The sequence below is a fragment of the Psychrobacter sp. LFX-11D genome (assembly GCF_904846475.1).
Taxonomy (GTDB): domain Bacteria; phylum Pseudomonadota; class Gammaproteobacteria; order Pseudomonadales; family Moraxellaceae; genus Psychrobacter; species Psychrobacter cryohalolentis.
This window is the reverse complement of record NZ_CAJHAV010000003.1, coordinates 222,039-245,959: the sequence shown is the minus strand read 5'-3', so window position 1 is coordinate 245,959 and position 23,921 is coordinate 222,039. Positions and strand designations below refer to the sequence as shown.

The following is a 23,921-nucleotide window of genomic DNA, read 5'->3' as shown; positions in this document are numbered from 1 at the left end:
ATGGCTATTATCAAAGCGAGTCAAAAGGTCTCAGTGAATAAAAATCATAGGCAGTGGTATGCGCTAAAAGCAAAACCGTTTAGCCATGAGCTGCTGACAACCTCATTATTGACAGCGCTTGGTACGGCAACATTCGTCGGTATTCATCATCGTTATCGTAAGCAACGCCTAGCTGACGCTCGCCTGCAAGATTATGTGAGCGGTATTTATGCTCAATTGAATGCTGTGCAATCAGCTGCTACTGGTTCCAAGTCAATGCTTAGACGTTTGCGCTACGCCTGCAAGCAGGCAGCGTCAACGTGGCAACAAGCGTATCGTCTACCAATGAATGATAACCAGCCTAGTAGCCGTGATTTGTCTGCGAATGATTTTAGGTCAATGCATACCACTACTATGCTGACTCGCCCTGTATACTGGGTCAGTGGCGTGGCTTCTATGCCAAAAGACATCTCACTGCTAAGTGAGAGTGATGAAAATGATTTTGGTGTGGTTGGTATCGATCCTGATAGACAAATCGTTTGGCAAACGACCATGCCTGAACGTGTCCATGATATCGTCGTCCAACCTGCCTTTGATTCTCAAAACACCTTTGTTAATCATAACAAAAATCGTGACGTTGTGGTCATGGGTCGTCGTCCTAGTGAAAAATTCTGGGTGCTTGATACTGCGACAGGACAAGTAAAATTTGTGATCAACGCTGCAAACAACCGTCATTTTTATGGTCATGCTTGCTATAGTTCAGATGGCTCAAAGTTATACGTGACTGAAAATGATACGCTAATTCTAGACGGCAAAATCGGTGTTTATGATGTTAAAAATGGTTATCAAAAAATAGCAGAATTTGAATCGTATGGTATCGGTCCACATGAGCTTATTATGCATCCAGACGGTAAAACGTTGGTAGTTGCTAATGGCGGTATCAAGACCGAGAGAGCATCGCGTGAAGAGCTTAATCTCGATACTATGCACCCATCATTGGTGTACCTAAACTGCCATAATGGCGATTTACTTGAACAAATTATGCCTGAGCATAATCAAATGAGTGTGCGTCATCTAGCCATGCACGATGATGGCACAGTGATGATAGGCATTCAGTTCCAAGGTGAAAAGCATATCAATGTGCCATTAGTATTGACACACAAGCGCGGTGATATTGGCTTTAAACCCCTTATGATGCCAAATAACCAATGGCAACGCTTCCACCAATATATCGCTAGCATCGCGGTTGATAGTAAACGCAATTTACTATGTGTAACCACGCCAATGGGTGGCTGTGCGGCAATATTTGATTTAACGACTCGAGCTCTAATCAACTCTATCAGTTTGCCAGATTGTGCAGGTGCTTCCGTTTATAGCCGTAATATATGCAGTGGTAACGATGTTGTTAAGGCTAATATAGAGCAACAATCTGGCTTTATCGTTAGTGATGGGCAAGGTCAATTAACCAGATTAACGGTCAATGATTTAACAATATTAGACTCAGAACTAAAATCAGACGCTATCGCCAAAAATGACAATATCGGCATAGATAGTAGACGCCATACAATGTCTTTTGATAACCATTTGCAAGCACTATGATATGAATGTGACACCTGAGTACCATAGTCCTTTGTTGCAAAACACTATTCAATGTTTGTCAGAGGCAAGCATTGAATTACAAATAAGCAAAAAGCGGGTTAAAAATATTAATTTTCGCTTAAAGCCACATAAGCTAATGGTGTCTGTGCCATCGTTTATTAGCTCAGCACAAGTCGCACAGGCTATAGCAAGGCGCGTGCCATGGGCGATAGAAAACCACCCACAAGTCTTAGAACAATATAAGCGCCAACAATTTCCTTCAAAGGAATCTTCAACGGCTGACAGCACCTTGCTATTGTGGGGGATAAAGCAACCATTCACCTTAAACCACGATAAAAAAATTGCCTATTATCGGCAACATCTTTCTGAAGCAATGCCTGCATTATTTGCAAAGTGGCAACCGATTGTCGGTGCGACAGCCAATGAGATACGCCTAAAAAAAATGCATACGCGCTGGGGCAGCTGTAACACGCGTGCGCGCCGAATTTGGTTATCTGTGTATCTGCCTGCTTATCCTATTGAGTGCACAGAATACGTCATCGTCCATGAGCTGTGTCATTTACATCATGCCAATCATAGTAGCGCGTTCTGGCAAACCGTAGCGACTGCGATGCCTGACTATCAGCATTGGCACGATATGCTGGCAGGTAAAGGTGGTCAGCTCGATTAGAAATAATACTTAGGTGGTTTCAGTAATGTCGATAAGCCTGATATGATAAGACATAACGGTACGAATCGTGTCGTTTAAATAATAGATTTATCTACAGGGATGTCATATGGAAAACGTCAATCAAGCGCAGTTTTGGCAGCAGCGTTATGAAGAGGATAGTATCGGCTGGGATATGGGACAGGTGTCACCACCGCTCAAAGCCTATATTGACCAATTGCCTGAATCTGCTAAAAGTCAGGCTGTCTTAGTGCCGGGAGCAGGTAACGCTTACGAGGTCGGTTATCTGCATGAGCAAGGTTTTACCAATGTTACCTTGGTTGATTTTGCTCCTGCGCCGATTGCAGCGTTTGCTGAGCGTTATCCTGACTTTCCAGCTAAGCATCTAATCTGTGCCGACTTTTTTGAGTTATCGCCTGAGCAATATCAGTTTGATTGGGTGCTTGAGCAGACGTTTTTTTGTGCGATAAATCCATCACGCCGTGACGAGTATGTGCAGCAGATGGCAGCATTACTGAAACCGAATGGTAAGCTGATTGGGTTGCTATTTGACAAAGATTTTGGGCGAGATGAGCCACCGTTTGGCGGTACAACAGATGAATATCAGCAGCGTTTTGCGACTCATTTTGACATTGATATTATGGAGCCGAGTTACAATTCACACCCAGCACGGCAAGGCAGTGAGCTTTTTATCAAGATGCACGTAAAAGAGTGATTTCACGCTTGATATTGTCTCGAGCTTGCACTTCGAAGTGGTTATGATAATACGCTGTCAAATAAAGTACTGGGTGTGCGAGTAATTTCTGCAAGACCGCAATACGCCCAGTACGATAATCCTCGTTTGCTATATGGCGATACTCTTGACGCACCGCTTGTGCGTAGACCTGATATTCAGACCAAGGCGTACCCAAAATACTTAAATCCATATCTAAGAAATAAGCGGCGTCACTGACAGTATCTTTATCTAGACACTCATGCAGCTCATGAGATGCAGTCATCATAATCAGCGTATAGATAGTGGTACATTGCTCATCACTCAGATAGCATCTTAATGCCTCTACCATATACTCTGCACTTTTTAGTTCATTATCTGAGCGCCTTGGATCATAAATGACATCGTGATAATAGAGCGCCAAAGCGATAATATGCGGCTCATGCAGCTGATGCTTAATCTGTTCGAACTGCGAAAATAATTGCTGAATATGCTGCAAGCTATGATAAGCACGCTGGGTTGCGTTATAGCGCACGGCGATATCTTGCCAAAGCGCTTTAACTTTCGCGAGCTTGATAGCATTATTAATAGCTGTTAAATGCCACTCAAAAACCTTACCAAGCTCAGTCTCTATTTGTGACAATCCGTCCATATTCAACCTTCGTTTAATGATTGTCTATCATTTAGAAATTGTTACTTACTTCTTATTGGTAGTGTCTTCAAATGCCTGCTTAAACACTTTACCAAGCAAATTGACATCATCGACACGGGCATAATTTAGACGTGTGACAAAGGCAATATGACGATGAGGGCCTTGCTCAGCTAGTGGTATCGCGACTGCATTTTGGTTCTGTAGATGCAGCTGGTCTAACGCCATTTCTGGCACTAACGTCGTACCCATATTAGCAAGTGCCATTTGAATAAGTGTGTTTAAGCTGGCATCTGAAAAGCTGGATTTCATCTGCGCACGGTCAAAATGGCAGACAGATAGCGTTTGGTCAGTCAAGCAATGCCCTTCGCCAAGTAACATGAGATTTGCCGTTGCCAGCTCATCAGCGTTGATCGTTTTGAGCTTGGCATGTACATCATTTTTTGGAAAGACGGCAAAGAAGTCTTCGCTCCAAAACTCAAAACTATGTAAACCATCTACCGCATAAGGTAGGGCAATAATAGCGGTATCAATATGTCCATAACGCACTTGCTCAAGCAAGCGTTCTGTTTGTTGCTCAACGATAGTCATACGAAATTCTGGATAGTGCTCACGCAGCGCAGGCAACACTTTTGGTAGCAGATAAGGCGCAATCGTTGGAATAATACCAACGGTCATAGGGTAGGCAAGGGGCGATTGATGGCTATGCGCACGGGTGGTCAAGTCGTTGACTTCAGAAAACACCCGCTGCGCCCGCACCAAGATATCTTCACCGATAGGGGTGATCAAGACTTGTTTATTATTTCGCTCAAAAATCTGTGTATCAAGCTGTTTTTCCAACTCAGCGATACCCAAGCTCAGCGCTGATTGCGAGATATTACAATCTTCTGCTGCACGTTTAAAATGACGGTGTTTGGCGACGGCTAAGGCGAACTCAAGTTGACGTAAAGTAATCATAAAACCTCTCTATCAATGGGTTTGTAAGGCGATTTGTTTTACTTATTTATCTTGTGTACACTATCAATGTTCACTGATGTATAGATATAAAAAGTAGAGAGAATAGTTTAACAAGTTTAATAAAACAAAACATCACATTAAAAACTTTTAACTGGATTAACCATAGAATTCGCGTATAGTTTGTCAGGTAGCCCCGATAGTGTAAGGGTTAATAGATGCAAATCTATAAATAAATTTAAATTAACGAAACTTTAATCAATCAAAAAAAGGAGCCACCCATGGCGTCTATTATCAATCAAGAAATCCCAGAATTTTCAGCAGATGCGTTCGTAAATGGTGAATTTAAAACCATTACTTCAGAAGACGTAAAAGGCAGCTGGGCAATTTTCCTATTTTACCCAGCCGATTTTACCTTTGTTTGCCCAACTGAACTTGAAGACATGGCAGGTCATTACGACGAGTTAAAAGGTTTAGGCGTAGAAGTGTACTCAGTATCAACGGATACACACTTCACCCATAAAGCATGGCATGATTCTTCAGAAGCAATCGGTAAAGTAACTTACCCAATGATCGGTGATCCTACTGGCCGTATCACTCGTGGCTTTAACGTCATGATCGAAGAAGCTGGTCTAGCTGAGCGCGGTACATTCTTAGTAGATCCAGACGGCTTAATTCAAGTTGCTGAGATCCATGCAGGCGGCATTGGCCGTAGTGCAAAAGATATGCTACGTAAAGTAAAAGCGGCACAATATGTTCGTGAAAACGACGGCGAAGTTTGCCCAGCCGCTTGGGAAGCTGGTCAAGAGACTTTAAAACCAAGTCTTGATCTGGTTGGTAAAATCTAAGCAACTATTGCTTGGATAGTGTGAAAGAAGGCAGTATCTGCTTATTCATCATACTAAATAAAGTATAAAAAACCCCATTAACTTATGCTAATGGGGTTTTTTCTTATCTAAATTTTATCACTTTTCATGAGAGCTAATAGTCTAAATAGCTGTTAGTTAGGCATGAGATCCTAATTTATTTTTATCGATTATTTTATAAATCTCATCTTTTAGATGCAGCTTGCGACGCTTCATCTGCTCGATTTCTTCTTCACGGCTAGCGTGCGTGACCACATCTTTATCAAGCTGATTGATTTGCTGGTCTAGCTGGGTATGCTCATCAAAGATAGTCGCAAAGTGACTGTCTTTTTGTTTAAGCTCAGCAATAATATCTTTGTTATCTTGCCATGTATCTGTCTTTCTCATCTTGTCATCCTTGTTATGAAGCGCAAGCTTGTATAAGCATCCGCGCATGGTCTTAAGATTGTTTTGATGAATTACTATAATTATGAGACTTAGATTTTATGGAACCGAACCGTTATTTAACTGAATAACGATGAGGCTTAATGCCAGCGAATCTACTTTTAAAAAGTATGTTTGATAAACAGATTTATCGCATACTTATAAAAGTAAATCTGCCATAACACGCATAGAATTCTTCTATCCGCTTCACTCGATTGTAGCGAAAAAAATACTTAGATACTATAGTTAGTATTGATTATCATTTAGAAGTAATTTTGAAATTAAATAAAAATATTGATTTATGATAGGTTTTATAAAACATAAGGTTTGAGTTTATCCGCTTGCTCAAAACTCTCAAACCTTTGATAATAGACGTATCAAAGGTTATATGCCGCATATAAATAGAAGTATTGGCATATGACTCTTACTCATTTAAACGCGCAGCACTGATGCTGACGTTACATATTCGATAATAACAAGGAACAATTATGATAGACCAAAGCTTATTAGATGCCGTAAAGAGCTATAGTGTAAATATGACCCGCCCAATCAGCTTTGTCTTAGGTAGTGGCGAGCATAGCAAACGTGCTGAGTTGATTGATTTTTTGAGCAAAATCGCTGGTACGACAGATAAGATTAATTTTGACGCACAAGCTAACGATGACAGTTTGCCAAGCCCAATCAGTTTTGCCGTGCGTAGTCACATCGATGGTGCTTTGACGGATACAGGTATTGTCTTTAGTGGTATTCCAGGCGGTCATGAATTTACCTCATTGATATTGGCAATTTTACAGGCTGGTGGTCATACCTTAAAACTTGACGAAGGCATTCAAAAGCTGATTAAACGCTTTAATAAGCCACTACAGTTTCAAACTTACGTGTCGCTTTCTTGCCACAGCTGCCCAGAAGTTGTGCAAGCACTAAACCAATTCGCGCTGCTAAACGATGACATCAGTAATGAGATGATCGATGGTGCACTATTCCAAGAGCAAGTAGAAGCGAATAATATCCAAGGTGTACCAGCAGTATTCTTAAACGGCAAGCCGTTTGCTAATGGTCTGATCGACACGGCTAAATTGATTGAGAAGTTACAAGAGCAATTCCCTGATTTGTTAGCAGAAGCTGAAGATGATGCTGAACAGTTAGAGCAACAAGATGTGACGATTATTGGTGCGGGTCCAGCTGGGGTTGCTGCTGCGATTTATACCGCGCGTAAAGGCTTAAAAGTCACCATGGTGGCTGACCGTATTGGGGGGCAAGTAAAAGATACGCAAGATATTGAAAACTTAATCTCAGTACCTTTAACCACAGGTGGCGAGCTCTCGATGAACTTCGAAAAGCATTTGCGTGAATATAATATTACGCTTAAAGAGCACGTCAGCGTCAAAGAGATTAGTGAGACAGCTGATGAAAACTATCGCATTCATCTAAATACCGGTGAGACCTTTGAGACGCGTAGTATTATCTTGGCGACTGGTGCTCAGTGGCGTAAGCTTGGGGTCGTTGGCGAAGAAGAAAACATCGGTAAAGGCGTGGCTTTCTGTGCGCACTGTGATGGTCCATTCTTCAAAGGTAAAGATATTGCCGTCGTCGGTGGTGGCAACTCTGGTATCGAAGCGGCATTAGACCTTGCTGGTATCGTGAAGCATGTGACCGTGCTTGAGTTTGCTGATGATTTGAAAGCGGATCAGGTATTGATTAATAAAGCCAAAGAAAAGGCGAATATCGATATCATTACCAGTGCAGCGACCCAAGAAATTAAAGCGACTGATGGTAAAGTATCGTCTATCGTCTACCAAGATCGCAATAGCAGCGAGAATAAAGATCTTGATGTTGCAGGGGTGTTTGTACAGATTGGCTTGATACCAAATACTGGGTTCGTTAAAGGCTTCGTCGATTTAAACCGCTTTGGTGAGATTGAAATTGATGAGCGCTGCCGTACAGATCGCAAAGGTATCTTTGCTTGTGGTGATGTCACGACCGTACCCTTTAAGCAGATTAATATTGCGATGGGTGAAGGTAGTAAAGCGGCATTATCAGCTTTCGAATACTTGGTTATGCAGTAAGCCAGTCTTTAATATTTTCTAAAATAAAAAGCTCCGATATCCTAATAGGTATCGGAGCTTTGTTACTTATAGACGTTAAGTAAATGCTATTCAGCCAATATCCCTTCTACAGATAGTATCTCACCTGCTTCATCTTCTTCAATGATACGAGTTTCTTTAAGTGCTGACTTTTGCCATGCTTGGACATGGGGATTGTCTAGAAGAGTCTGGCAATATTGTTCAGTAAGCGGTGTTAATATGATTCCTGAAGCCTTGGCATAGGTCTGCAGCCGTAAAACAACAGGAGCAAAAAACGCATCAGCGGCAGTAAAATCACCAAACAAATAGCTATCTGACGATCTGTTGGTCAAACATTCTACAAAGATATGCTCAATACGGGCAATATCAGCTAAGCAAGCAGCGCTCGGACGTATTTTAGCAGTCGCTCGAATGTTCATCAGCATCTCACTACGGATACCCATCAGCCCTGAGTGCATCTCAGCAATGATACTTTGACAATAAGCACTATTTATTCTGTTGCTATTATTACTCTCAGTATTAGATTTACTCAACCCTGTCCAAATATCTAAGTCTGTCAGATAATCATTGGCATGAATAGCAATCGCTAAAGTATCCCATATCGTAACTTTTTCATCACCTTGACCATAGATCAAAACCGGCACTTTTCTTGTTGGCGCATGTTCATTGAGAATGGGTGTCGCTGATGGATGAAACAGCTCAATCAGTTGCTCATCGAAGTCAATATTGAATGCTTTGAGTAGTAGCCAAGCTCGCAGTGACCATGATGAATAGTTTTTATTACCGATAATGAGTAGCGGTTTTTTCATAGTCATACTCTATAGTTTTTTAAAAAGTAGCACTTATAGGCTACTTGAATTAAACGATTTTGTTATTTAGGTATTTCATTGTGCAAATGCCCATCCGATATAGACGGGCATAGCTCATAGTCTCATTCAGGCTTACTTATTCAATCAGTTTTTATTCCTAATCAGAAAAATAATTGGCAGCGCAATCACATACATCAGTACGCCATATAAAGCAGCGGGTAGGGCAATGACTGGCAATGTACTCACGCCCATAATAATAGGGGCTAAGGTAATCGCGGTCGTACTGTTTTGAATACTGGTTTCTATAGCGATGGTTTTGGTATCAAACCAGCTTAGCTGTAACGCCTTTGCTGTCAAAATACTGATGATAAATAAGGTGACAATAATCAGCACAAGCTCAAGTCCAATAGAAGCCAATTGCTCCTGTAGTAATTGCCAGTTGGTAGCAATAGCAGCAAGGACGATTAAGACAAAAAAGACACTGGCTAATCCGTTCAGGATGCCGCTTCTACGTACCATAAAATCAGCGAATTTATAACGGGCGAGCATACCTATCGTCACTGGCAAGGTGGTCAATAAAAACATTACAACGCCGATTTTTACTGCACTGATAGAGCCTGCTTGGTCTTTCATAAAGTGATTGAAAGCCAAGGTGATTAAGATAGGCAGGGTCACCACTGATAATAGACTGACTACGCCTGTGAGGGCTACTGATAATGCTACGTTACCCTTGGCGTAGTAGGTGAGCATATTACTGGTCACACCGCCGGGACAAAAGCTAATCAGCATTATACCAAAGGCAATGGCAGGTGGTGGCGACATCAGTAAGACGACCGCTAAAGCCACGAGTGGTACAAAGACAACTTGGTTAATCAACCCTATAAAGAATGCTTTGGGGTGACTTGCGATAACTTTAAAGTCACTGGGCTTAAGCCCTGTTCCTAAGGTAAACATAATATAAGCAAGGGCTAATGGCAGCAGAGCTAATGCGGTATTACTCATGGAACATTCCTTGTAAAGTTAACGGTTATACTTGCATTATATTTATAACGCCCATTCCTTGTGGCGATATATTGCTTTACAGCATCTAAAATATAGTCTTAAATATTATAAAAGCCCATATGTTTATATGGGCTTCTTGGTTTATTGCTTTAAATTATTGATTATGATATCAGTCGTCTAGCAAATCCATACGCTTAGCCGCTTCATAGATGCCAGTTGAGCGATTGCCCGTACGGCAGAATATCAACATTGGTTGCTCAGCTTGATTAAAAAAGTCAGCAAACTCTTCAACATGGTTCTGATTGAGCTCACTACCAGCAAAGGACACTTCTTTATAAGCAAGTCCTGCTTTTTCGGCGGCAGCAGCAATCTCAGCACTGGTTGGCTGGTTCGGTTCTTCACCATCCGGACGATTGTTAATAATGGTTTTAAAACCATTTTCTGCAATCATCGGTACTTGGTCAGGGGTGATTTGTCCGGTGATACTTACTTGATGGCTCATAAGAGCTCCTTTTATTTTTTATATTAAAATTAAATGGATAGTACGAGAATACAAAGCCTAAGCGCAATGGATAATTTTCTAAAGATAAAGTATGTAAGCTTTATTGCTTTTTTATATCAACGCTTATAGCAGCCCTTGCATCAATGCGCTTTGGTACAACAGTTTGGCACGTGCGCCCGTACCACAAAACATCAATATGGGTTTTGGCATCGTACGATAAAAAGCAGCAAACTGCTCCACAGTCGCCATACTCAAGCGCTCATCATCAAAGGGTAAATGCTGATAATTCAAATTGGCTTTCGCCGTTGCACTGCTAAAGTCACAGCTATTAGGCTGCGAATCAACCTCAGCGTCAGGACGAATATTGAGCACAGAGCGGTAGCCAAGCTCTGCAATTTTGATACATTGGCTTGGGTAAATTTGCTTATAAATAGTTAAGTCATCGGTCATAAGTAATATCAATAAAGGTTATAAAAAAGTAGAGGATATAATGAGTTCAAAAAAAGCGCTACAGGCTAGTAGTTTTTTTAGTAGTCCTAATAATTTAGCATAACACAGCTTTTATCATATCTATATGTTATAGATAGCCATTAATTATTCTTAGCCTAATAAACAGTACAAATGACATTAATGAGTGTCTTTTAAACCATTAACTGCATCCATAGTGCTTAAATAAACGTGTCCCGATAAATCAGTAATCACCGGTGTGTGCTCAATGATGTCCATGACAGGGCCTTTAATAAAGCTAAAGCTCAAATGCTTATTTTGATTTAATAGCTCTTGGTTTAAGCTGATAAGCATCTCTTGTCCGGTCAAATCGATATGATTAACGGCCGACATAATAAGAATAATCTCGCTTGCCTCTGGATATTGACGCGTGGCTTGTACCACGTGACGATGCACTGATTCGCTATTACCAAAAAACAAGCTCTCATCAATACGCAGCATCAATAGATTATGAAAGGTCACTACGTCATGACGATTAATATTGCGAAAATGACCTGTCCCTGCGAGCTGCCCAACGATGGCGACATGCGGTTTGCTTGACTGCCAAATTAAGCTAGCAAATGACACCATAAGTCCAATGACGAGCCCCGTGTTTAGCCCAAATATCAATACACCGACAAACGCGGCGATAAAACTTGCTGCATCTAAGCGGTCGCGGTGCCATGCCGACTTTAGCGTCGCTATGTCAATAAGACCTATGATAGCTGCCATGATGGTTGCGCCCAAAATCGCATAGGGCAGCGGGGCAAGCAGATACCCGAATGCTATCAAGGCAGCTATCATAACTAACACTGTGACCAAGCTCGCTAAAGGCGTTTTGGCACCTGAATCGACATTGATAGCCGTACGCGAAAATCCGCCAGCGATAGGAAAGCTTTGAAAAAAGCTACCGGCAACATTAGCCAGTCCAAGCCCTGTCAGCTCGCGATTGGCATCAAATAGCTCACCGCGCAAACGTGCATAAGTATTAGCAACAGAGCTGCTCGATACAAACGCAATCAGCGCCATCAGTCCTGCAGTCGGTAATAAATTGAGCGCTTCATGAAAGTCTGGCAGATATGGCGCTGTAAAGCTTGGCAGTCCTTGCGGTACATTACCAATCGTTGCCACACCGCTTGTCGTCCAATGTAAAACGATACTGAGAGCGATTGCAGCGGTCAGCAATATAAGAGGGAACAGGCGCTCTGCCCATTTCGCATAAGAGGCGGATAACCAAGACTGCCAAACCCATTTTTTACCATAGCGATTAAGAAGCATGAGTGCAAAGGCGCTGATACCAATTACTAGCGTCAACGGATGCAGCTGATTGGCATACATCTGCATGCTCGATAAATAACCGATTAAGCCATCGCCTGAAATAGGTATGCCAGTTAGATATTTAAGCTGGCTTATAAAGATAAGCACAGCGGCACCACTGATAAATCCAGCAGAGACGCCGCGGCTGATAAACTGCATAATCCAGCCCAATTTCAGCTGTCCTGCCAGCCACAAAATCGCACCCATCATGAGTGCTAGTAGGGCTGCCATCAATATATACTGCTCAGCGCCCTTATCCGCATAAGGATGCAGCGCGCTTGCAGTCATAATGGCGGTCACAGCAGCAGGTCCGACGGCTTGTACATTACTAGAGCCGAGCCACGCATATACCGCCACAGGCACGATAGCCGCGTATAAGCCATAGACTGGAGGCAAGCCTGCCAAGACCGCATAGCCCAAGCTTTGCGGAATAACGAGCACGCCAACGACGATCCCTGCAATGATATCGGTTGGCAAGGCAGACAGCTGATATTGACGTAGCCAAACAGGTATCAGTCGAGTGGCAATAGAGGGCATGGCAGTACGTCCTCACAATAAAAAATGTTCATGAACATCAGAATTTAATCAATGAGATTTAGCCAATCATCTATGCCTCAGCAGGGGCACAAAAACGCTGATATAACAGCTCTAGTATGGCTAATGCATCATCACTAGCGATACTATAGTAAATCTGCTTGCCTTCACGGCGTGTCGTCACTAGCTCATCTTTACGCAAAATACCAAGCTGCTGCGATAAGCTTGGCTGCCCAACACCGACTAAGCTTTCAAGCTCGCTGACGCAGTACTCTCCTTGAGTTAGCTGACAGAGGAGGAGCAAGCGATCAGGGTGCGAGAGTGACTTAAGCAGTTGGCTGGCTTGCATTGATGCTTGCTGCATTTTTTCAGCAAGGTCTTTTGGCGCAAAGCCTTCATTGCTGTCACCATTGGTATCAAATGTGCTCAGTACTGAAGTAGAAGTGATCAGAGCGAGCTCCTTAGATAAGAGATAAGAGATAAAAATATAAATGGGAAGATTGTATATAACTGTATAGGGTTAATTATCAATCATATCGCCATCTATAGCAAGTTATCATTATTTACATTATATAAATTGATATATCATAAAATAATTGCTATATTGAGGCTCATAGCCAATTGATAGACTTATTTTAAATACGATAGATATCGTCCTATTATACGTAACAATTCATCGAAAATTAAAACATTCATATAAAAATGGAGAGTAGCCATGCAAGTTCATTCATTCTTACATAGCGATACAGAAACCTATACCCATGTGCTCGCCGACATTGAGCAGCAAGTGTGTGCGATTATTGATCCCGTATTGGATTTTGATGCCAAGTCAGGACGTACGCGTACAACGAGCGTCGATGAAGTGGTTGAATTTGTCAAAGAGCATGGTTGGGAGCTGATCTATATTATCGAAACTCACGCCCATGCTGATCATGTATCGGCAGCTATTCATGTCAAAGAGACACTTGGCGGGCAGTTAGTAATCGGTCAGCACATTACTGAAGTTCAAAAAATATTTAAGCAGATTTTTAACTTTGATAGCAGTTTTCGCACCGATGCCGGTCAGTTTGATGTTTTGACCGATGATGGCGACACTTTAGCGCTAGGCGGCATTACTATTACTGCTATGTATGTCCCCGGTCATACACGTGCTGACATGGCTTATCTGGCCACTGACGACGAAAAAACCGTGGTGTTTGTCGGTGATACTTTATTTGCCCCTGATGTGGGTACGGCGCGCTGTGACTTCCCAGGTGGGGATGCCAAAACTCTATACCAATCGATTACAAAACTGCTCGAATTGCCCGAAGATACGATGATGTATCTTTGCCATGACTATCCCAGTAAGGGTCGTAAACATTGTCCAACTACGACGGTCGCTGCGCAAAAATTAGGCAATATTCATGTAAAAGAGGGTATCAACGAAGCTGAGTTCGTAGAGATGCGTGAGCGCCGTGATGCCAATCTTGAGATGCCAACACTCATTATTCCAGCAGTACAAGTCAATATCGATGCTGGTCATTTTCCAAAACCTGAGAATAATGGTACACGTTATCTAAAAGTACCTATCAATGTCCTTGGGGAATAAACACCGTGTTAGTACAGTGTTATCTAATTCTGCATTTTTATGATAATTCCATATTTATGATAATTTAACGGAGTCTTATTATGAGTGAAAAAAATGCTCATGTAGTATGCCCACATTGCCAAGCAACGAATCGTGTACCAGATTCCAAACTCAGTGCTGCACCAAACTGCGGTAAATGTGCGAAGCCTTTACTGACTGCAACGCCGCATGAGTTAAATGCCCAAACGGTGAGTAAAGTTATTCAAAAAAATGAAGTGCTGACCATCGTGGACTTCTGGGCCAGTTGGTGTCAACCTTGTCTTATGATGGCACCGGAGTTCAAGATAGCTGCCAGCCAGTTGCCACAAATCGTGTTTGCTAAAATACAAACCGATAAATATGAGCAAGCAGCGGCGCCTTATACTATTCGCAGTTTACCAACGATGGTAGCGTTTAAAAATGGGAAAGAGATAGCACGGCAGTCGGGAGCGTTACCAAGCCATCAAATCGTGCAATGGGTACAAAGCTTAAAGTAGTTGTTATTGCCATAAATGCTGTCTCATAACTCTGACTTTATTGAATTCAACAAAAAGCCAATACGTGTATTGCGTATTGGCTTTTTTATTATGCTGGATGAATTAGAGCAGTTTTAGCCTACTCACCATAAATCTTGATGCCATTAGCAAAGCTACAGCGTTGAATACGTGCTGACTGGATAATCGCATCACGTTCGCCGTATAGACGCGATAACTTGGCATCACGCGCTTTATTATTGTTGCTTTGACCAACCCCAAAGCTGATATTAGGGGAGATGCCCCAGCGCCCTGCAGATATCCCAACACCCACACCTGTCGATGCTAAGGTTGATTGCTCGTTACGGGCAGCATTCACATAACTATTGACACGGATATACTCTTGATTTAATGCTTGGCAATCATAGCTCTGATAGGTGCTTGGCGGGATGTATTGCGGCGTAATATTACCCGTAGAAGCACAGCCTGAGAGACCAAAAATGCCAGCGGTTGCTAGTAATGCTGTTACAGTAAGAGTTTTCATAGCGGCTCCAGTAAGCTAATATTGCGTTTTTATTTATTTAAGATAGCAAAAATATTCTCATTAAGATATTGAAAATACATAGAATATTTCGTCATTTTCATTGCAGGAGTATTTGTGCTTATCTAAGTGCTTATCAGAATAAGTTACCCGGTTTGGTAAAGGCAAGTATCACAATACCCACATATGCTGCCCCAGCAATGAGAATACCGGTTTTTCTTTGGCTCGGTGTTGCAGTATTATTAAAGGCTTTTATACTGGCGCTGATAGCAGCCACAAGCAAGATGATTTTGGCAAATACCCATTGTACAGGTGCATTGGCGCTCATCAATTGCATCAGCATACCAACGCCTGAAAGAATCATAACAGCGTAGAGGATGTGCGACGATATCTTGACCACACGCGGTGCTTGCTTATTTGCGCTTAATACCAGATAGCTTTGATATAAAAACAGCACAATCAACAGCACGGCCATGAGCATATGTAAATGTTTCATTAAATATGGTTCCCTTTAAAATTATATTTTTCATCGATAGCATTTGATTATTTATTGCAAAAAATAAATATCATTTAGCCTTTATTTTGTCCAGCACATAACGGGCTGTCAGGGTTTTGACCTTGCCACTCTGTCGGTGTATAGGCATGAATCGCTAAGGCATGGATTTGACCACCTTTTGAGGTTAACAATGCATCTGCCAAATGATAAACCATTTGGTGACGGGCAACCAAGCGCTTGCCTGTAAACGCTTCGCTGACCATAATAAGTTTAAAATGACTTTCTTTACCGTCAAAGTAACCGGCATGATTCATTGATTCGTTAACGAGTTGCATATGCAGCGGTTGTAATTCTTGCAACTGCTGACTAAGTGCGTCGGCAGTAGGGGTGCTACTGGTGGTAGAGGTAATGGTAGTCATAACAATCCTTTATTCTATTAAGCTTCATTGTCGTTAGACAATATATCGTCACCATTATAGCAGACGCTGATATCGAGTCTGCATGGTATTGATGGAATGCATTCTATGAGTAACAGGTATAAAAAAGCAGAGCGCCACATGATGATATGGGCTCTGCTTGTCATGACTTATGAGTGTCTACTTTAAAAATTCTGCTTAAAAAGTACTATTAACGACGTGCTCTTTGATAGAGCGGCATTACTTTTGGCATCAGTGACTGCAACTCAGCGATACGATTGCTACTAGTTGGGTGAGTGCTTAAGAATTGTGGTGGCTCGCCTTGGCTGGCGCGCTGCATTTTTTGCCACAAGGTAATAGCGGCTTGTGGGTTGTAGCCTGCACGTGCCATTAGCTCAAGACCGATTTGATCCGCCTCAGCTTCTTGGGTGCGACTATGCGGACGGCTCAAACCTAGGTCACCAGCGACGTTTGCAAGCTGAGCTTGACCTTGTGATAGACCAAAAATACTGGCTGCGACACCGATACCGGTCTGAGTTGCATATTGACGCGATAGGCGCTCACGTGAATGCTCACGTAAGGCATGAGACATCTCATGACCCATAATAGCAGCGATTTCATCATCACTTAAGTTCAGACGATCGATAATGCCTGTGTAGAACATGATTTTACCACCCGGCAGCACAAAAGCATTCAAGTCGTTAGATTTAATCGTATGCACTTCCCATGGCCATTTTGCCGCATCAGGGCGATAGACGCCAACTTGATTGACCAAACGATTAGAGATATTCTTCAAGCGATTTAGCTGGGCAGTGTTGGTATCAAGCAAACGTTTCGATCGTGCTTCTTGTATCGTTTTATTATAACTCTGAGCGGATAGTTGCAATACTTGCTCACTTGATACGAGTAGCAACTGCTGACGATCAACGCCAACGGCACCCGTACTGGTCGTGCTAGTACAACCTGTTAATGCCAGTGCTGACAATGAAGCTGCCATAACTGTCGTGGTAAGTAGTTTTTTCATAGTAAATGTCCTCGCTATAAATAAGAAAATTAAAGTAAATAACAGCAATGTTGATGCAGTAGAGGTAAGGGAAGCTTATTATTGACGTTCTACTACCTTCTCTCAATCTACTAAAGTTGATGCAGTAGAGGTAAGGGAAGCTTATTATTGACGTTCTACTACCTTCTCTCAATCTACTAAAACAGTAAAATTCTACCTGAACCGTCCTTGTGCATAAGTATAATTATGTTAACTATTAAAAACCAATAGAGCAAAAGTAACAATACAAGGTAGGATTGTAAGTGGCATTCATGTATAACTTGCGGATAAATCTGCTTGAATAATCAAAAAATATGTTAAAGAGAACATTTGAGCAATTATTTATAAAAATAATTGGATATCGATGGTTAGAAAAATAAACCATAAAATCAATTGTATATGAGAATTATCGTCGTAATAAACACCTAAAAGTTGTGATATCTATAAGAAAGTTAAAAAAACCTGTTGACACGCTCAGAATATTTGCTAAAATAGCCAGCCTATCGAGACGTAGCTGTTAGCAATAACGCTATAGATTGATATTAAGCGGGAATAGCTCAGTGGTAGAGCATAACCTTGCCAAGGTTGGGGTCGAGAGTTCGAATCTCTTTTCCCGCTCCAAATATGGCTTGTAAAAGCACTAAAGCCTCACTTCTTATAAGAAGTGAGGCTTTTTTTATGCCTGAAATTTGAGTTAGCCATCAGTTAGCAGCATCCACAGCCAATGGCAATGCCTATAGTGGCATGATACTCAGTCAAATATAAATCATTACAAAAACTGCATGAACTTAGCACATTAGTACAAACTATCCCACGCATAATCATTTCTAGTCAGCGCTTCGATTACAATCGCGTTGAAATAGTCGTACTGGCAACTGCTTACTCTTAAGATTGATGCAGGTATTAGCCGTACGCTTTCAATAGCTATGCATTTAATAGTGCTGTAAACGAGCTGAGCACATTTATATTTGAGCACATCTATATTGAGAAATCATTATGCAAGAATTTCAACATAAAGCCTTTAATGAACTATTCGATTTGTCAGGTAAAGTTGCCATTGTGACGGGCGGCGCAAATGGTATTGGTAAAGCCACAGCGCTACGCTTAGCAGAAGCGGGTGCTAACATTGCTATTGCTGATTTAAAACTTGAAGATGCACAGGCAGCAGTAAAAGATATTGAGGTGCTTGGGGTAAAAGCACTTGCCGTAGAATGTAATATTCTAAAAGATGATGATTTGGTCACTATGGTCGATACAGTAGTCGCTGAGTTTGGGACTGTTAATGTCTTAATCAACAATGCGGGCGGCGGTGGTGGCGGTCGTGAAAACCCAACCACAGCATCGATCGATGCCATTCGCCGTGATTTTGAGTTAAACGTCTTTAGTGGCTGGCGCTTAAGTCAACTGTGCATGCCGCTTATGAAAAAATCAGGATATGGCTCGATTGTATTTACCACCTCGATGTCAAGTGTTAATAAAAGCCCGAATATGAGCGGCTATGCAGGCTCAAAAGCGGCTGTCAATCACATGGTAGCAAACTTGGCGCATGATTTCGGTCCTGAAGTACGCGTCAATGCGGTAGGTCCAGGGGCTACGCGTACCGATGCTTTGAAGACGGTACTAACGCCAGAGATTGAGAAGAAAATGCTAGCAAATACGCCTATTAAGCGTTTGGGTGAGGCGGATGATATCGCTGGTGCTATGTTGTATTTTGCTGCGCCAATATCGACTTGGGTCAGTGGTCAAACCATATTTGTGAATGGCGGTGGTGTACAGACTTTGGATTAATAGACAGTAGCTTTTATGATATAGGTAATCTACTTTTAAAAGAGTACAAAACTACTGGGTTTAATTATTCGCAGCCTCTGTCTGCGTAGGCACAGCAAGCAAGAAAAATTAACCCTAGTAGTGCTTTATAAAATTTGTATTTCTTTTATTTAGGACTGACTATAGGAACGGCACTTAATAAGAGATTGGGTGCCGTTTCTTTATTGTATAGTCGTTTCCATTTAAAAATAATATCGACTCATTATCTGATTTAGCTATGATTTACTAGCTCGCTTACGTCCCATTAAGCTATTTGCAACCCATGCCGGACCAATCAACAAGAATTGTAAATCTTCAAAAAAGGAGGGCTTTTTGCCTTCGATCTTATGACCGATAAACTGCCCAATCCATGCTACCACAAAGATGGCGGCCCACACTTTAAAGCCCCAAGGTAACAAGGCCATCACTGAAAGGCAAATAAGAATAAACATTCCCATTGCCATAAATAGTGGCGTCGATAAGCGCATGTAAAATAACAAGACTAGGGCGCTCATGATTAAGGTAAACCAAACGGATAGCGACATCCCCATACCAAGCAGACTGACAAAAATCGTTGGCACACAAAGCCAATGTATCTTCTTATTGATAAGATTTTGATGACTGACAGAGTACTCACTGAGCCACTGCTCAAGCGTACGTTTGGACATTCGCTTTTGCTGAGTAATAGACATACCAACCTCCTTGTTAGTAAATAAACGACTGATAGCAGACAAAAAAGTAATCTACTGTTAATGACCAGTTGTAGCACTAATTTGCGCAATCCGCCATTTTATCTGTTAGACCGTAGAGTCAAATACTCTAAGCCTTTGATCTACTAATGCTGAAATGCCGCCCTGTTTTCCATATAAAACTGGCTTATCATTCGCTATTTTTTGTGTGTTACTGGTGTCTCTACCGATTCTTGCTCACTGCGATACCACTCATAGAGCCCAACAAACGAGTTTACTTGATAGACCATGGTCTGAATGGCAAAAATGTAATTACCTGACATAAGGTTTACGGTCAACCATACGAAGTTGGATAGAATCCATAACCACCAATTAAACGAGTAGCGCAGAATCATTGCTGCTTGCGCGGTGATAGACAGTATAAAAGCGATGACGTTAATCCAAAAGAAAGAAATAAGGCCTAAAAATTTACTATTATCATCTTCAACGACCGCATAACCATAGCTTGCTAGTAAATTATTTACCGTTGGGAATAAGGCAAGTCCAATCACCATAAAGCTAATGGTCAGTAGCCAAATCCATTTGCTCGCAGATTTGGGCACCATATCACCATCAGCATCAGTATGCTTTGACCAATAAAAAATACCATAGACGTGGGTAAAGAAGTTGAACAAAGGCGCAAGCATCAGACCAACAGCGCCAGAGGTCGCTTGTACGACCACTTCACCGGCTGTCGCGCCCATACCAAAGCCATTGCCTAAGATGTTTTTACGAAAGGATAATGAAACCACGCATACCAGTCCGATAAAAGACACACCTAAGTAAAACCAATCGAGCATGGTATGTTCGGTGGTCAGCCAAAACCCTGTAGATAAGGAAAGCACACCGCAAATGAACCAGATGACAATCCATTGTATGGCCCATTTCCCAGTGATATTGTCTAGTAGCTGAATACGCATGGCGTTATATTCCTAAAATAAATAATAGTGTCAGTGATGCTTTTTTAATTTGGGTTATCTTTTACGGCTTTTGACCATAAACATACTGGTCGATAAATAACAATGCTTGCTGGTAGCGCGCCTCATAATCTGGTTGATCAATCATGTGCGGCTTAATATCATGACGGGCGAAAATATCCAATAGACGCGCCTCAAAACGACCACGTGCCTCAGGCGTACCCAAAGAGCGCATACCATCATCAATCCAAGGCACATTGTTATCGAGCATAATCGTATGGTCTAAGCGAAACTCATCAATGCAAGCGGCCACAAAAGGATGGGTGCGACCCTCGTACTCTTCACAAAAAGCTTGGGTCGTGACAAAATCGGTATCAATTATCGTCACTGGCGCCGTGGCTATGCTTGTTGCATCACGAATCGCTTGTGCATGGTGCAAGGCAATCGGTCCATAATCGCTATATTGTAGTCCAATTTCGGTGCCGCCCAAATCTGTACCGACATAAACCCGTCCCATCTCAAGCGCAAAGCTAGCACCATAATAATTGGCAAGCTTATGCACCAATGTGGTCTTACCTGAGCTTTCGCCGCCGACAATAGCAACCGTCTTAGTATAGTTACTGCGTGCTTGCGGATGTAGCGCTGACCAATATGCGACTGGATTTCGTGCAATGGCATAAGAGTCAAAGTCAGGCTGTAACGGTGTTGTGACCACCTGCATGATCAGTTGCTTACAAATATCAGACTGTGCTAAAGGGTGATTCTCTGCGACAAATAATACAGTTTCAGTAGGCAAGTTTAACGCATCTATCAAATGTTGCAGCTTAGCGTTACTGGTAGTGATATCAATCGTCACATCTGCAAAGCTTTCATGTACTGGCAGCTCAATCTCATCAGTGGTATGAATATGGATAAAAGCTAAATCAGCACAAGCCATTTGTAACCAACGCGCTTTATCTTGCAACGTGATGTTAAAATCTGGATGCGGCGATGGATGCGTCATAATGACAAGATGTAAGTTTTTTGCTTGTCCTGCTGCGTCCAATATACTGCGCATTTGCCCCAAATGTAGCGGCTCAAAATGTCCAATCATCAATCCTGACTCGTACATAGCTGTCCTTATTCACACTTACTGAGTGCAATTTATTTTTAGTTGTCTAAAGTTTTTAGTATTTATAAGCATGGTATAAAGGTTCGTGAATACTTACCCGTAGATTATTGTAAATAGTCCCTATTTTATGGTGTATTTATCAATAAAATAATGATTTATCTACTTATTACGTTTTCGTTTTACTAGATTGTAATTCTAATAAATAAGCTATTATTTTTAGGATAGAATAATAAGGTCTAAGCATTTGGTTTCATTAAAGAATATAGCACATGTAACAAAAGGTGTAATATGCGAGAAACAAAGCTACCTCTGAAACAATTTGAAATAACTATTTAAAATCAGAGGTTTACGGGTGCTAATGAGAGGTTAGAGTAAGCTTAAGTAGCATAAATTCACAAAGCACGTCTACACAGCCAACAGATAGAAGAGAAATAATTGTTATACTTATTCATAAGTTTAAAGACAAACGTAAAGCGTTTTTACTGTATTCAAAATAAAATCATAAAGCAGTTCATAAGAGTAATATTAAAATAAATAATAAAAAGAGGTATTTGATTTGGCTAAGCTAGCAAAATTACATCGTTCACAGAATAATCGCATGATAGCGGGCGTGATGGGTGGCATTGCAGAATATGTCGGTTGGTCACCAACTTGGGTGAGATTGTTGTTTTTTATCGTCTCAACTTTGAGTGCCGCAGTACCTGGTATTTTGATTTATATCATATTATGGATCATCATGCCGAAGGCAAATGGCCAGTCTTATCAGTAAAGCATTGATTTATAAGAGCAGTGATAAAGTAAAATAGTTCAACAAGAAATTGCAATACCCCAAAAAACAAAAAGCCTGAACAATCAGGATGCCCAAGACATACCTTTCCTCCTGCCCAAATGCTCACGCATTTGGGTATTTTTTTATCCATACCATTGATTGCTTTTAAAATTAGAATTCACTCATAAATCTACTTATTGATGATCTATACACTGAATATTTCGGCATAGGGTGTAAATTTAGTTCAGGTAAATATAGATAAAATAGTCAATTTTTAGTAAGGTGAGCAGTCAAATAGACTCGTTGCTATATAGGCGATACGAGCGCTATCAATATTTTATTTCATAATACTAATTCCACAGTGGCTTTATTACGATGCCCCAAACTATGACAATCCAAACTATGACATCACAAGCGACAACCTCGATGACACAAGAAAAAGACTCTCAACCGATGACATTTCAAGATTTAATCATGACCTTGCAGAATTATTGGGCGGATAAGGGCTGCGTGATCTTACAGCCTTATGATATGGAAGTCGGCGCAGGTACGTTTCATACCGCAACATTTTTGCGCTCATTAGGTCCTGAGCGCTGGAACGCGGCCTATGTGCAGCCATCACGTCGTCCAACCGATGGTCGCTACGGTGACAACCCAAATCGTTTACAACATTATTATCAGTTTCAAGTGGTGCTTAAGCCCAATCCGCCTAATATACAAGAGCTGTATTTAGGCTCACTTGAGGCAATTGGTATTGATCCATTGGTGCATGATGTGCGTTTTGTGGAAGACAACTGGGAATCGCCAACGCTAGGTGCATGGGGACTTGGCTGGGAGATTTGGCTAAACGGTATGGAAGTCACACAGTTTACTTATTTCCAGCAGGTGGGCGGTATTGAGTGTTTCCCTGTGACCGGCGAGATTACCTATGGTCTTGAGCGTCTAGCAATGTACGTACAAGGCGTCGATAGCGTATATGACTTGGTGTGGGCAGATGGTGAGTTTGGTCGCGTTACTTATGGTGATGTTTTCCATCAAAACGAAGTTGAGCAATCTACCTATAACTTTGAACACGCCGATGTGCCAATGATGGGTCAGATGTTCGACTTTTATGAGCAGCAAGCGGATAAATTGGTGGCTGAAGGTTTGCCACTACCAGCCTATGAGATGGTACTAAAAGCGTCACATGCCTTTAACTTGCTCGATGCTCGTGGGGCGATTTCAGTGACCGAACGTCAGCGCTTTATCCTACGAGTACGTACGCTTGCTCGTAAGGTTGCTATTGGTTATGTCGAAGCACGCGCTAAGCTGGGCTTTCCGTTGGCGGATGAGGCGCATCGTCAAGCGGCACTGGATAAGTATTTGCCAAAAGAAGATGTGGCAACTGAAAACACAGATAACAACCAAACTACTAATAACAATAAATAGGAGCA

26 protein-coding genes and 1 tRNA gene are annotated in these 23,921 nt (G+C 41.7%); 11 read left to right on the top strand and 16 right to left on the bottom strand.

Annotated features, from left to right (window positions below):
- From JMX75_RS04045 to JMX75_RS04035, 3 genes are all read left to right on the top strand, one after another.
- Window positions 1-1,578, top strand: coding sequence for a DUF1513 domain-containing protein (locus JMX75_RS04045; RefSeq protein WP_201531151.1), 1,578 nt, complete (start codon window positions 1-3; stop codon window positions 1,576-1,578).
- Window position 1,579: 1 nt separating this feature from the next.
- Window positions 1,580-2,248 carry a M48 family metallopeptidase gene (locus JMX75_RS04040; RefSeq protein ID WP_201531149.1) on the top strand — a complete coding sequence of 223 codons (669 nt, stop codon included), beginning with the start codon at window positions 1,580-1,582 and terminating at the stop codon, window positions 2,246-2,248.
- 106 nt (window positions 2,249-2,354) lie between these two features.
- Window positions 2,355-2,960, top strand: coding sequence for a methyltransferase domain-containing protein (locus JMX75_RS04035; protein ID WP_201531148.1), 606 nt, complete (start codon window positions 2,355-2,357; stop codon window positions 2,958-2,960).
- Here the strand turns inward: JMX75_RS04035 and JMX75_RS04030 are convergent.
- Window positions 2,938-3,609 carry a hypothetical protein gene (locus JMX75_RS04030; RefSeq protein WP_201531146.1) on the bottom strand — a complete coding sequence of 224 codons (672 nt, stop codon included), beginning with the start codon at window positions 3,607-3,609 and terminating at the stop codon, window positions 2,938-2,940. The two genes, JMX75_RS04035 and JMX75_RS04030, sit on opposite strands and share 23 nt — an antisense overlap.
- A gap of 45 nt (window positions 3,610-3,654) precedes the next feature.
- Window positions 3,655-4,563, bottom strand: a complete 909-nt coding sequence (locus JMX75_RS04025; protein ID WP_201531144.1) for a hydrogen peroxide-inducible genes activator — start codon at window positions 4,561-4,563, stop codon at window positions 3,655-3,657.
- Between the two features lie 278 nt (window positions 4,564-4,841).
- Between JMX75_RS04025 and ahpC the strand changes: the two genes are divergently transcribed.
- On the top strand, window positions 4,842-5,408 hold the full coding sequence (gene ahpC, locus JMX75_RS04020; protein ID WP_011514393.1) for an alkyl hydroperoxide reductase subunit C: 567 nt from the start codon (window positions 4,842-4,844) through the stop codon (window positions 5,406-5,408).
- Between the two features lie 156 nt (window positions 5,409-5,564).
- On the opposite strand, the gene JMX75_RS04015 is transcribed toward ahpC, so the two are convergent.
- Complete coding sequence (locus JMX75_RS04015; protein ID WP_201531142.1) at window positions 5,565-5,813, bottom strand: YdcH family protein; 249 nt, start codon at window positions 5,811-5,813, stop codon at window positions 5,565-5,567.
- Between the two features lie 524 nt (window positions 5,814-6,337).
- Here JMX75_RS04015 and ahpF point away from each other — a divergent pair.
- Window positions 6,338-7,915 carry an alkyl hydroperoxide reductase subunit F gene (gene ahpF / locus JMX75_RS04010; protein WP_201531141.1) on the top strand — a complete coding sequence of 526 codons (1,578 nt, stop codon included), beginning with the start codon at window positions 6,338-6,340 and terminating at the stop codon, window positions 7,913-7,915.
- A gap of 86 nt (window positions 7,916-8,001) precedes the next feature.
- Here the strand turns inward: ahpF and JMX75_RS04005 are convergent, their stop codons facing one another.
- From JMX75_RS04005 to JMX75_RS03980, 6 genes are all read right to left on the bottom strand, one after another.
- The gene (locus JMX75_RS04005; protein WP_227673136.1) at window positions 8,002-8,742 is read right to left on the bottom strand and encodes a glutathione S-transferase family protein; all 741 of its coding nucleotides are present in this window, start codon (window positions 8,740-8,742) and stop codon (window positions 8,002-8,004) included.
- Between the two features lie 144 nt (window positions 8,743-8,886).
- Complete coding sequence (locus JMX75_RS04000; protein WP_201531139.1) at window positions 8,887-9,744, bottom strand: bile acid:sodium symporter family protein; 858 nt, start codon at window positions 9,742-9,744, stop codon at window positions 8,887-8,889.
- A gap of 169 nt (window positions 9,745-9,913) precedes the next feature.
- Window positions 9,914-10,246, bottom strand: coding sequence for a TIGR01244 family sulfur transferase (locus JMX75_RS03995; protein ID WP_011514388.1), 333 nt, complete (start codon window positions 10,244-10,246; stop codon window positions 9,914-9,916).
- A gap of 123 nt (window positions 10,247-10,369) precedes the next feature.
- Window positions 10,370-10,696 (bottom strand): beta-lactamase hydrolase domain-containing protein, encoded by a 327-nt coding sequence (locus JMX75_RS03990; protein WP_020444227.1) that lies wholly within the window; start codon window positions 10,694-10,696, stop codon window positions 10,370-10,372.
- 177 nt (window positions 10,697-10,873) lie between these two features.
- Entirely contained in the window at window positions 10,874-12,586 is a 1,713-nt protein-coding gene (locus JMX75_RS03985; protein ID WP_201531138.1) for a SulP family inorganic anion transporter, read from the bottom strand.
- Between the two features lie 70 nt (window positions 12,587-12,656).
- Window positions 12,657-12,947 carry an ArsR/SmtB family transcription factor gene (locus tag JMX75_RS03980; protein ID WP_011514385.1) on the bottom strand — a complete coding sequence of 97 codons (291 nt, stop codon included), beginning with the start codon at window positions 12,945-12,947 and terminating at the stop codon, window positions 12,657-12,659.
- A 351-nt stretch (window positions 12,948-13,298) separates the two neighbouring features.
- On the opposite strand from JMX75_RS03980, the gene JMX75_RS03975 reads away from it, so the two are divergent.
- Both JMX75_RS03975 and trxA read left to right on the top strand, forming a co-directional pair.
- Window positions 13,299-14,171, top strand: coding sequence for an MBL fold metallo-hydrolase (locus tag JMX75_RS03975; protein WP_201531137.1), 873 nt, complete (start codon window positions 13,299-13,301; stop codon window positions 14,169-14,171).
- An 80-nt stretch (window positions 14,172-14,251) separates the two neighbouring features.
- Window positions 14,252-14,686, top strand: coding sequence for a thioredoxin (trxA, locus tag JMX75_RS03970; RefSeq protein WP_201531136.1), 435 nt, complete (start codon window positions 14,252-14,254; stop codon window positions 14,684-14,686).
- A 118-nt stretch (window positions 14,687-14,804) separates the two neighbouring features.
- Here trxA and JMX75_RS03965 read toward each other — a convergent pair whose 3' ends face one another.
- The 4 genes from JMX75_RS03965 to JMX75_RS03950 all read right to left on the bottom strand — a co-directional run bounded on the left by JMX75_RS03965 (window position 14,805) and on the right by JMX75_RS03950 (window position 17,139).
- On the bottom strand, window positions 14,805-15,206 hold the full coding sequence (locus tag JMX75_RS03965) for a hypothetical protein (RefSeq protein ID WP_011514382.1): 402 nt from the start codon (window positions 15,204-15,206) through the stop codon (window positions 14,805-14,807).
- Window positions 15,207-15,339: 133 nt separating this feature from the next.
- Window positions 15,340-15,699, bottom strand: coding sequence for a SirB2 family protein (locus tag JMX75_RS03960; protein ID WP_011514381.1), 360 nt, complete (start codon window positions 15,697-15,699; stop codon window positions 15,340-15,342).
- A gap of 74 nt (window positions 15,700-15,773) precedes the next feature.
- Window positions 15,774-16,118, bottom strand: a complete 345-nt coding sequence (locus JMX75_RS03955; RefSeq protein WP_011514380.1) for a BolA family protein — start codon at window positions 16,116-16,118, stop codon at window positions 15,774-15,776.
- A 208-nt stretch (window positions 16,119-16,326) separates the two neighbouring features.
- The gene (locus tag JMX75_RS03950; RefSeq protein WP_011514379.1) at window positions 16,327-17,139 is read right to left on the bottom strand and encodes a M48 family metallopeptidase; all 813 of its coding nucleotides are present in this window, start codon (window positions 17,137-17,139) and stop codon (window positions 16,327-16,329) included.
- Between the two features lie 564 nt (window positions 17,140-17,703).
- Between JMX75_RS03950 and JMX75_RS03945 the strand changes: the two genes are divergently transcribed.
- Both JMX75_RS03945 and JMX75_RS03940 read left to right on the top strand, forming a co-directional pair.
- Window positions 17,704-17,778 (top strand) — tRNA-Gly (locus tag JMX75_RS03945).
- Between the two features lie 375 nt (window positions 17,779-18,153).
- Window positions 18,154-18,945 carry an SDR family oxidoreductase gene (locus JMX75_RS03940; RefSeq protein WP_201531135.1) on the top strand — a complete coding sequence of 264 codons (792 nt, stop codon included), beginning with the start codon at window positions 18,154-18,156 and terminating at the stop codon, window positions 18,943-18,945.
- A gap of 254 nt (window positions 18,946-19,199) precedes the next feature.
- Here the strand turns inward: JMX75_RS03940 and JMX75_RS03935 are convergent, their stop codons facing one another.
- From JMX75_RS03935 to nadR, 3 genes are all read right to left on the bottom strand, one after another.
- A complete protein-coding gene (locus tag JMX75_RS03935) occupies window positions 19,200-19,655 on the bottom strand; it encodes a DUF962 domain-containing protein (protein WP_201531133.1) in 456 nt (151 codons plus the stop codon).
- A gap of 194 nt (window positions 19,656-19,849) precedes the next feature.
- Window positions 19,850-20,611, bottom strand: a complete 762-nt coding sequence (pnuC, locus tag JMX75_RS03930; protein WP_201531131.1) for a nicotinamide riboside transporter PnuC — start codon at window positions 20,609-20,611, stop codon at window positions 19,850-19,852.
- A 61-nt stretch (window positions 20,612-20,672) separates the two neighbouring features.
- Window positions 20,673-21,719 carry a multifunctional transcriptional regulator/nicotinamide-nucleotide adenylyltransferase/ribosylnicotinamide kinase NadR gene (gene nadR, locus JMX75_RS03925; RefSeq protein ID WP_201531129.1) on the bottom strand — a complete coding sequence of 349 codons (1,047 nt, stop codon included), beginning with the start codon at window positions 21,717-21,719 and terminating at the stop codon, window positions 20,673-20,675.
- A 556-nt stretch (window positions 21,720-22,275) separates the two neighbouring features.
- Here nadR and JMX75_RS03920 point away from each other — a divergent pair.
- Window positions 22,276-22,488: a PspC domain-containing protein gene (locus JMX75_RS03920; RefSeq protein WP_133104735.1), complete on the top strand. Its 213-nt coding sequence runs from the start codon at window positions 22,276-22,278 to the stop codon at window positions 22,486-22,488.
- Between the two features lie 453 nt (window positions 22,489-22,941).
- On the top strand, window positions 22,942-23,916 hold the full coding sequence (glyQ, locus tag JMX75_RS03915; protein WP_201531186.1) for a glycine--tRNA ligase subunit alpha: 975 nt from the start codon (window positions 22,942-22,944) through the stop codon (window positions 23,914-23,916).
- Window positions 23,917-23,921: the final 5 nt, after the last annotated feature.

What these genes read in the sequence shown, in the direction of transcription:
- JMX75_RS04045 (WP_201531151.1), top strand. Translation starts at nt 1, where the DNA reads ATGGCTATTATCAAAGCGAGTCAAAAGGTCTCAGTGAATAAAAATCAT.
- JMX75_RS04040 (WP_201531149.1), top strand. Translation starts at nt 1,580, where the DNA reads ATGAATGTGACACCTGAGTACCATAGTCCTTTGTTGCAAAACACTATT.
- JMX75_RS04035 (WP_201531148.1), top strand. Translation starts at nt 2,355, where the DNA reads ATGGAAAACGTCAATCAAGCGCAGTTTTGGCAGCAGCGTTATGAAGAG.
- JMX75_RS04030 (WP_201531146.1), bottom strand. Translation starts at nt 3,609, where the DNA reads ATGGACGGATTGTCACAAATAGAGACTGAGCTTGGTAAGGTTTTTGAG.
- JMX75_RS04025 (WP_201531144.1), bottom strand. Translation starts at nt 4,563, where the DNA reads ATGATTACTTTACGTCAACTTGAGTTCGCCTTAGCCGTCGCCAAACAC.
- ahpC (WP_011514393.1), top strand. Translation starts at nt 4,842, where the DNA reads ATGGCGTCTATTATCAATCAAGAAATCCCAGAATTTTCAGCAGATGCG.
- JMX75_RS04015 (WP_201531142.1), bottom strand. Translation starts at nt 5,813, where the DNA reads ATGAGAAAGACAGATACATGGCAAGATAACAAAGATATTATTGCTGAG.
- ahpF (WP_201531141.1), top strand. Translation starts at nt 6,338, where the DNA reads ATGATAGACCAAAGCTTATTAGATGCCGTAAAGAGCTATAGTGTAAAT.
- JMX75_RS04005 (WP_227673136.1), bottom strand. Translation starts at nt 8,742, where the DNA reads ATGAAAAAACCGCTACTCATTATCGGTAATAAAAACTATTCATCATGG.
- JMX75_RS04000 (WP_201531139.1), bottom strand. Translation starts at nt 9,744, where the DNA reads ATGAGTAATACCGCATTAGCTCTGCTGCCATTAGCCCTTGCTTATATT.
- JMX75_RS03995 (WP_011514388.1), bottom strand. Translation starts at nt 10,246, where the DNA reads ATGAGCCATCAAGTAAGTATCACCGGACAAATCACCCCTGACCAAGTA.
- JMX75_RS03990 (WP_020444227.1), bottom strand. Translation starts at nt 10,696, where the DNA reads ATGACCGATGACTTAACTATTTATAAGCAAATTTACCCAAGCCAATGT.
- JMX75_RS03985 (WP_201531138.1), bottom strand. Translation starts at nt 12,586, where the DNA reads ATGCCCTCTATTGCCACTCGACTGATACCTGTTTGGCTACGTCAATAT.
- JMX75_RS03980 (WP_011514385.1), bottom strand. Translation starts at nt 12,947, where the DNA reads ATGCAGCAAGCATCAATGCAAGCCAGCCAACTGCTTAAGTCACTCTCG.
- JMX75_RS03975 (WP_201531137.1), top strand. Translation starts at nt 13,299, where the DNA reads ATGCAAGTTCATTCATTCTTACATAGCGATACAGAAACCTATACCCAT.
- trxA (WP_201531136.1), top strand. Translation starts at nt 14,252, where the DNA reads ATGAGTGAAAAAAATGCTCATGTAGTATGCCCACATTGCCAAGCAACG.
- JMX75_RS03965 (WP_011514382.1), bottom strand. Translation starts at nt 15,206, where the DNA reads ATGAAAACTCTTACTGTAACAGCATTACTAGCAACCGCTGGCATTTTT.
- JMX75_RS03960 (WP_011514381.1), bottom strand. Translation starts at nt 15,699, where the DNA reads ATGAAACATTTACATATGCTCATGGCCGTGCTGTTGATTGTGCTGTTT.
- JMX75_RS03955 (WP_011514380.1), bottom strand. Translation starts at nt 16,118, where the DNA reads ATGACTACCATTACCTCTACCACCAGTAGCACCCCTACTGCCGACGCA.
- JMX75_RS03950 (WP_011514379.1), bottom strand. Translation starts at nt 17,139, where the DNA reads ATGAAAAAACTACTTACCACGACAGTTATGGCAGCTTCATTGTCAGCA.
- JMX75_RS03940 (WP_201531135.1), top strand. Translation starts at nt 18,154, where the DNA reads ATGCAAGAATTTCAACATAAAGCCTTTAATGAACTATTCGATTTGTCA.
- JMX75_RS03935 (WP_201531133.1), bottom strand. Translation starts at nt 19,655, where the DNA reads ATGTCTATTACTCAGCAAAAGCGAATGTCCAAACGTACGCTTGAGCAG.
- pnuC (WP_201531131.1), bottom strand. Translation starts at nt 20,611, where the DNA reads ATGCGTATTCAGCTACTAGACAATATCACTGGGAAATGGGCCATACAA.
- nadR (WP_201531129.1), bottom strand. Translation starts at nt 21,719, where the DNA reads ATGTACGAGTCAGGATTGATGATTGGACATTTTGAGCCGCTACATTTG.
- glyQ (WP_201531186.1), top strand. Translation starts at nt 22,942, where the DNA reads ATGACATTTCAAGATTTAATCATGACCTTGCAGAATTATTGGGCGGAT.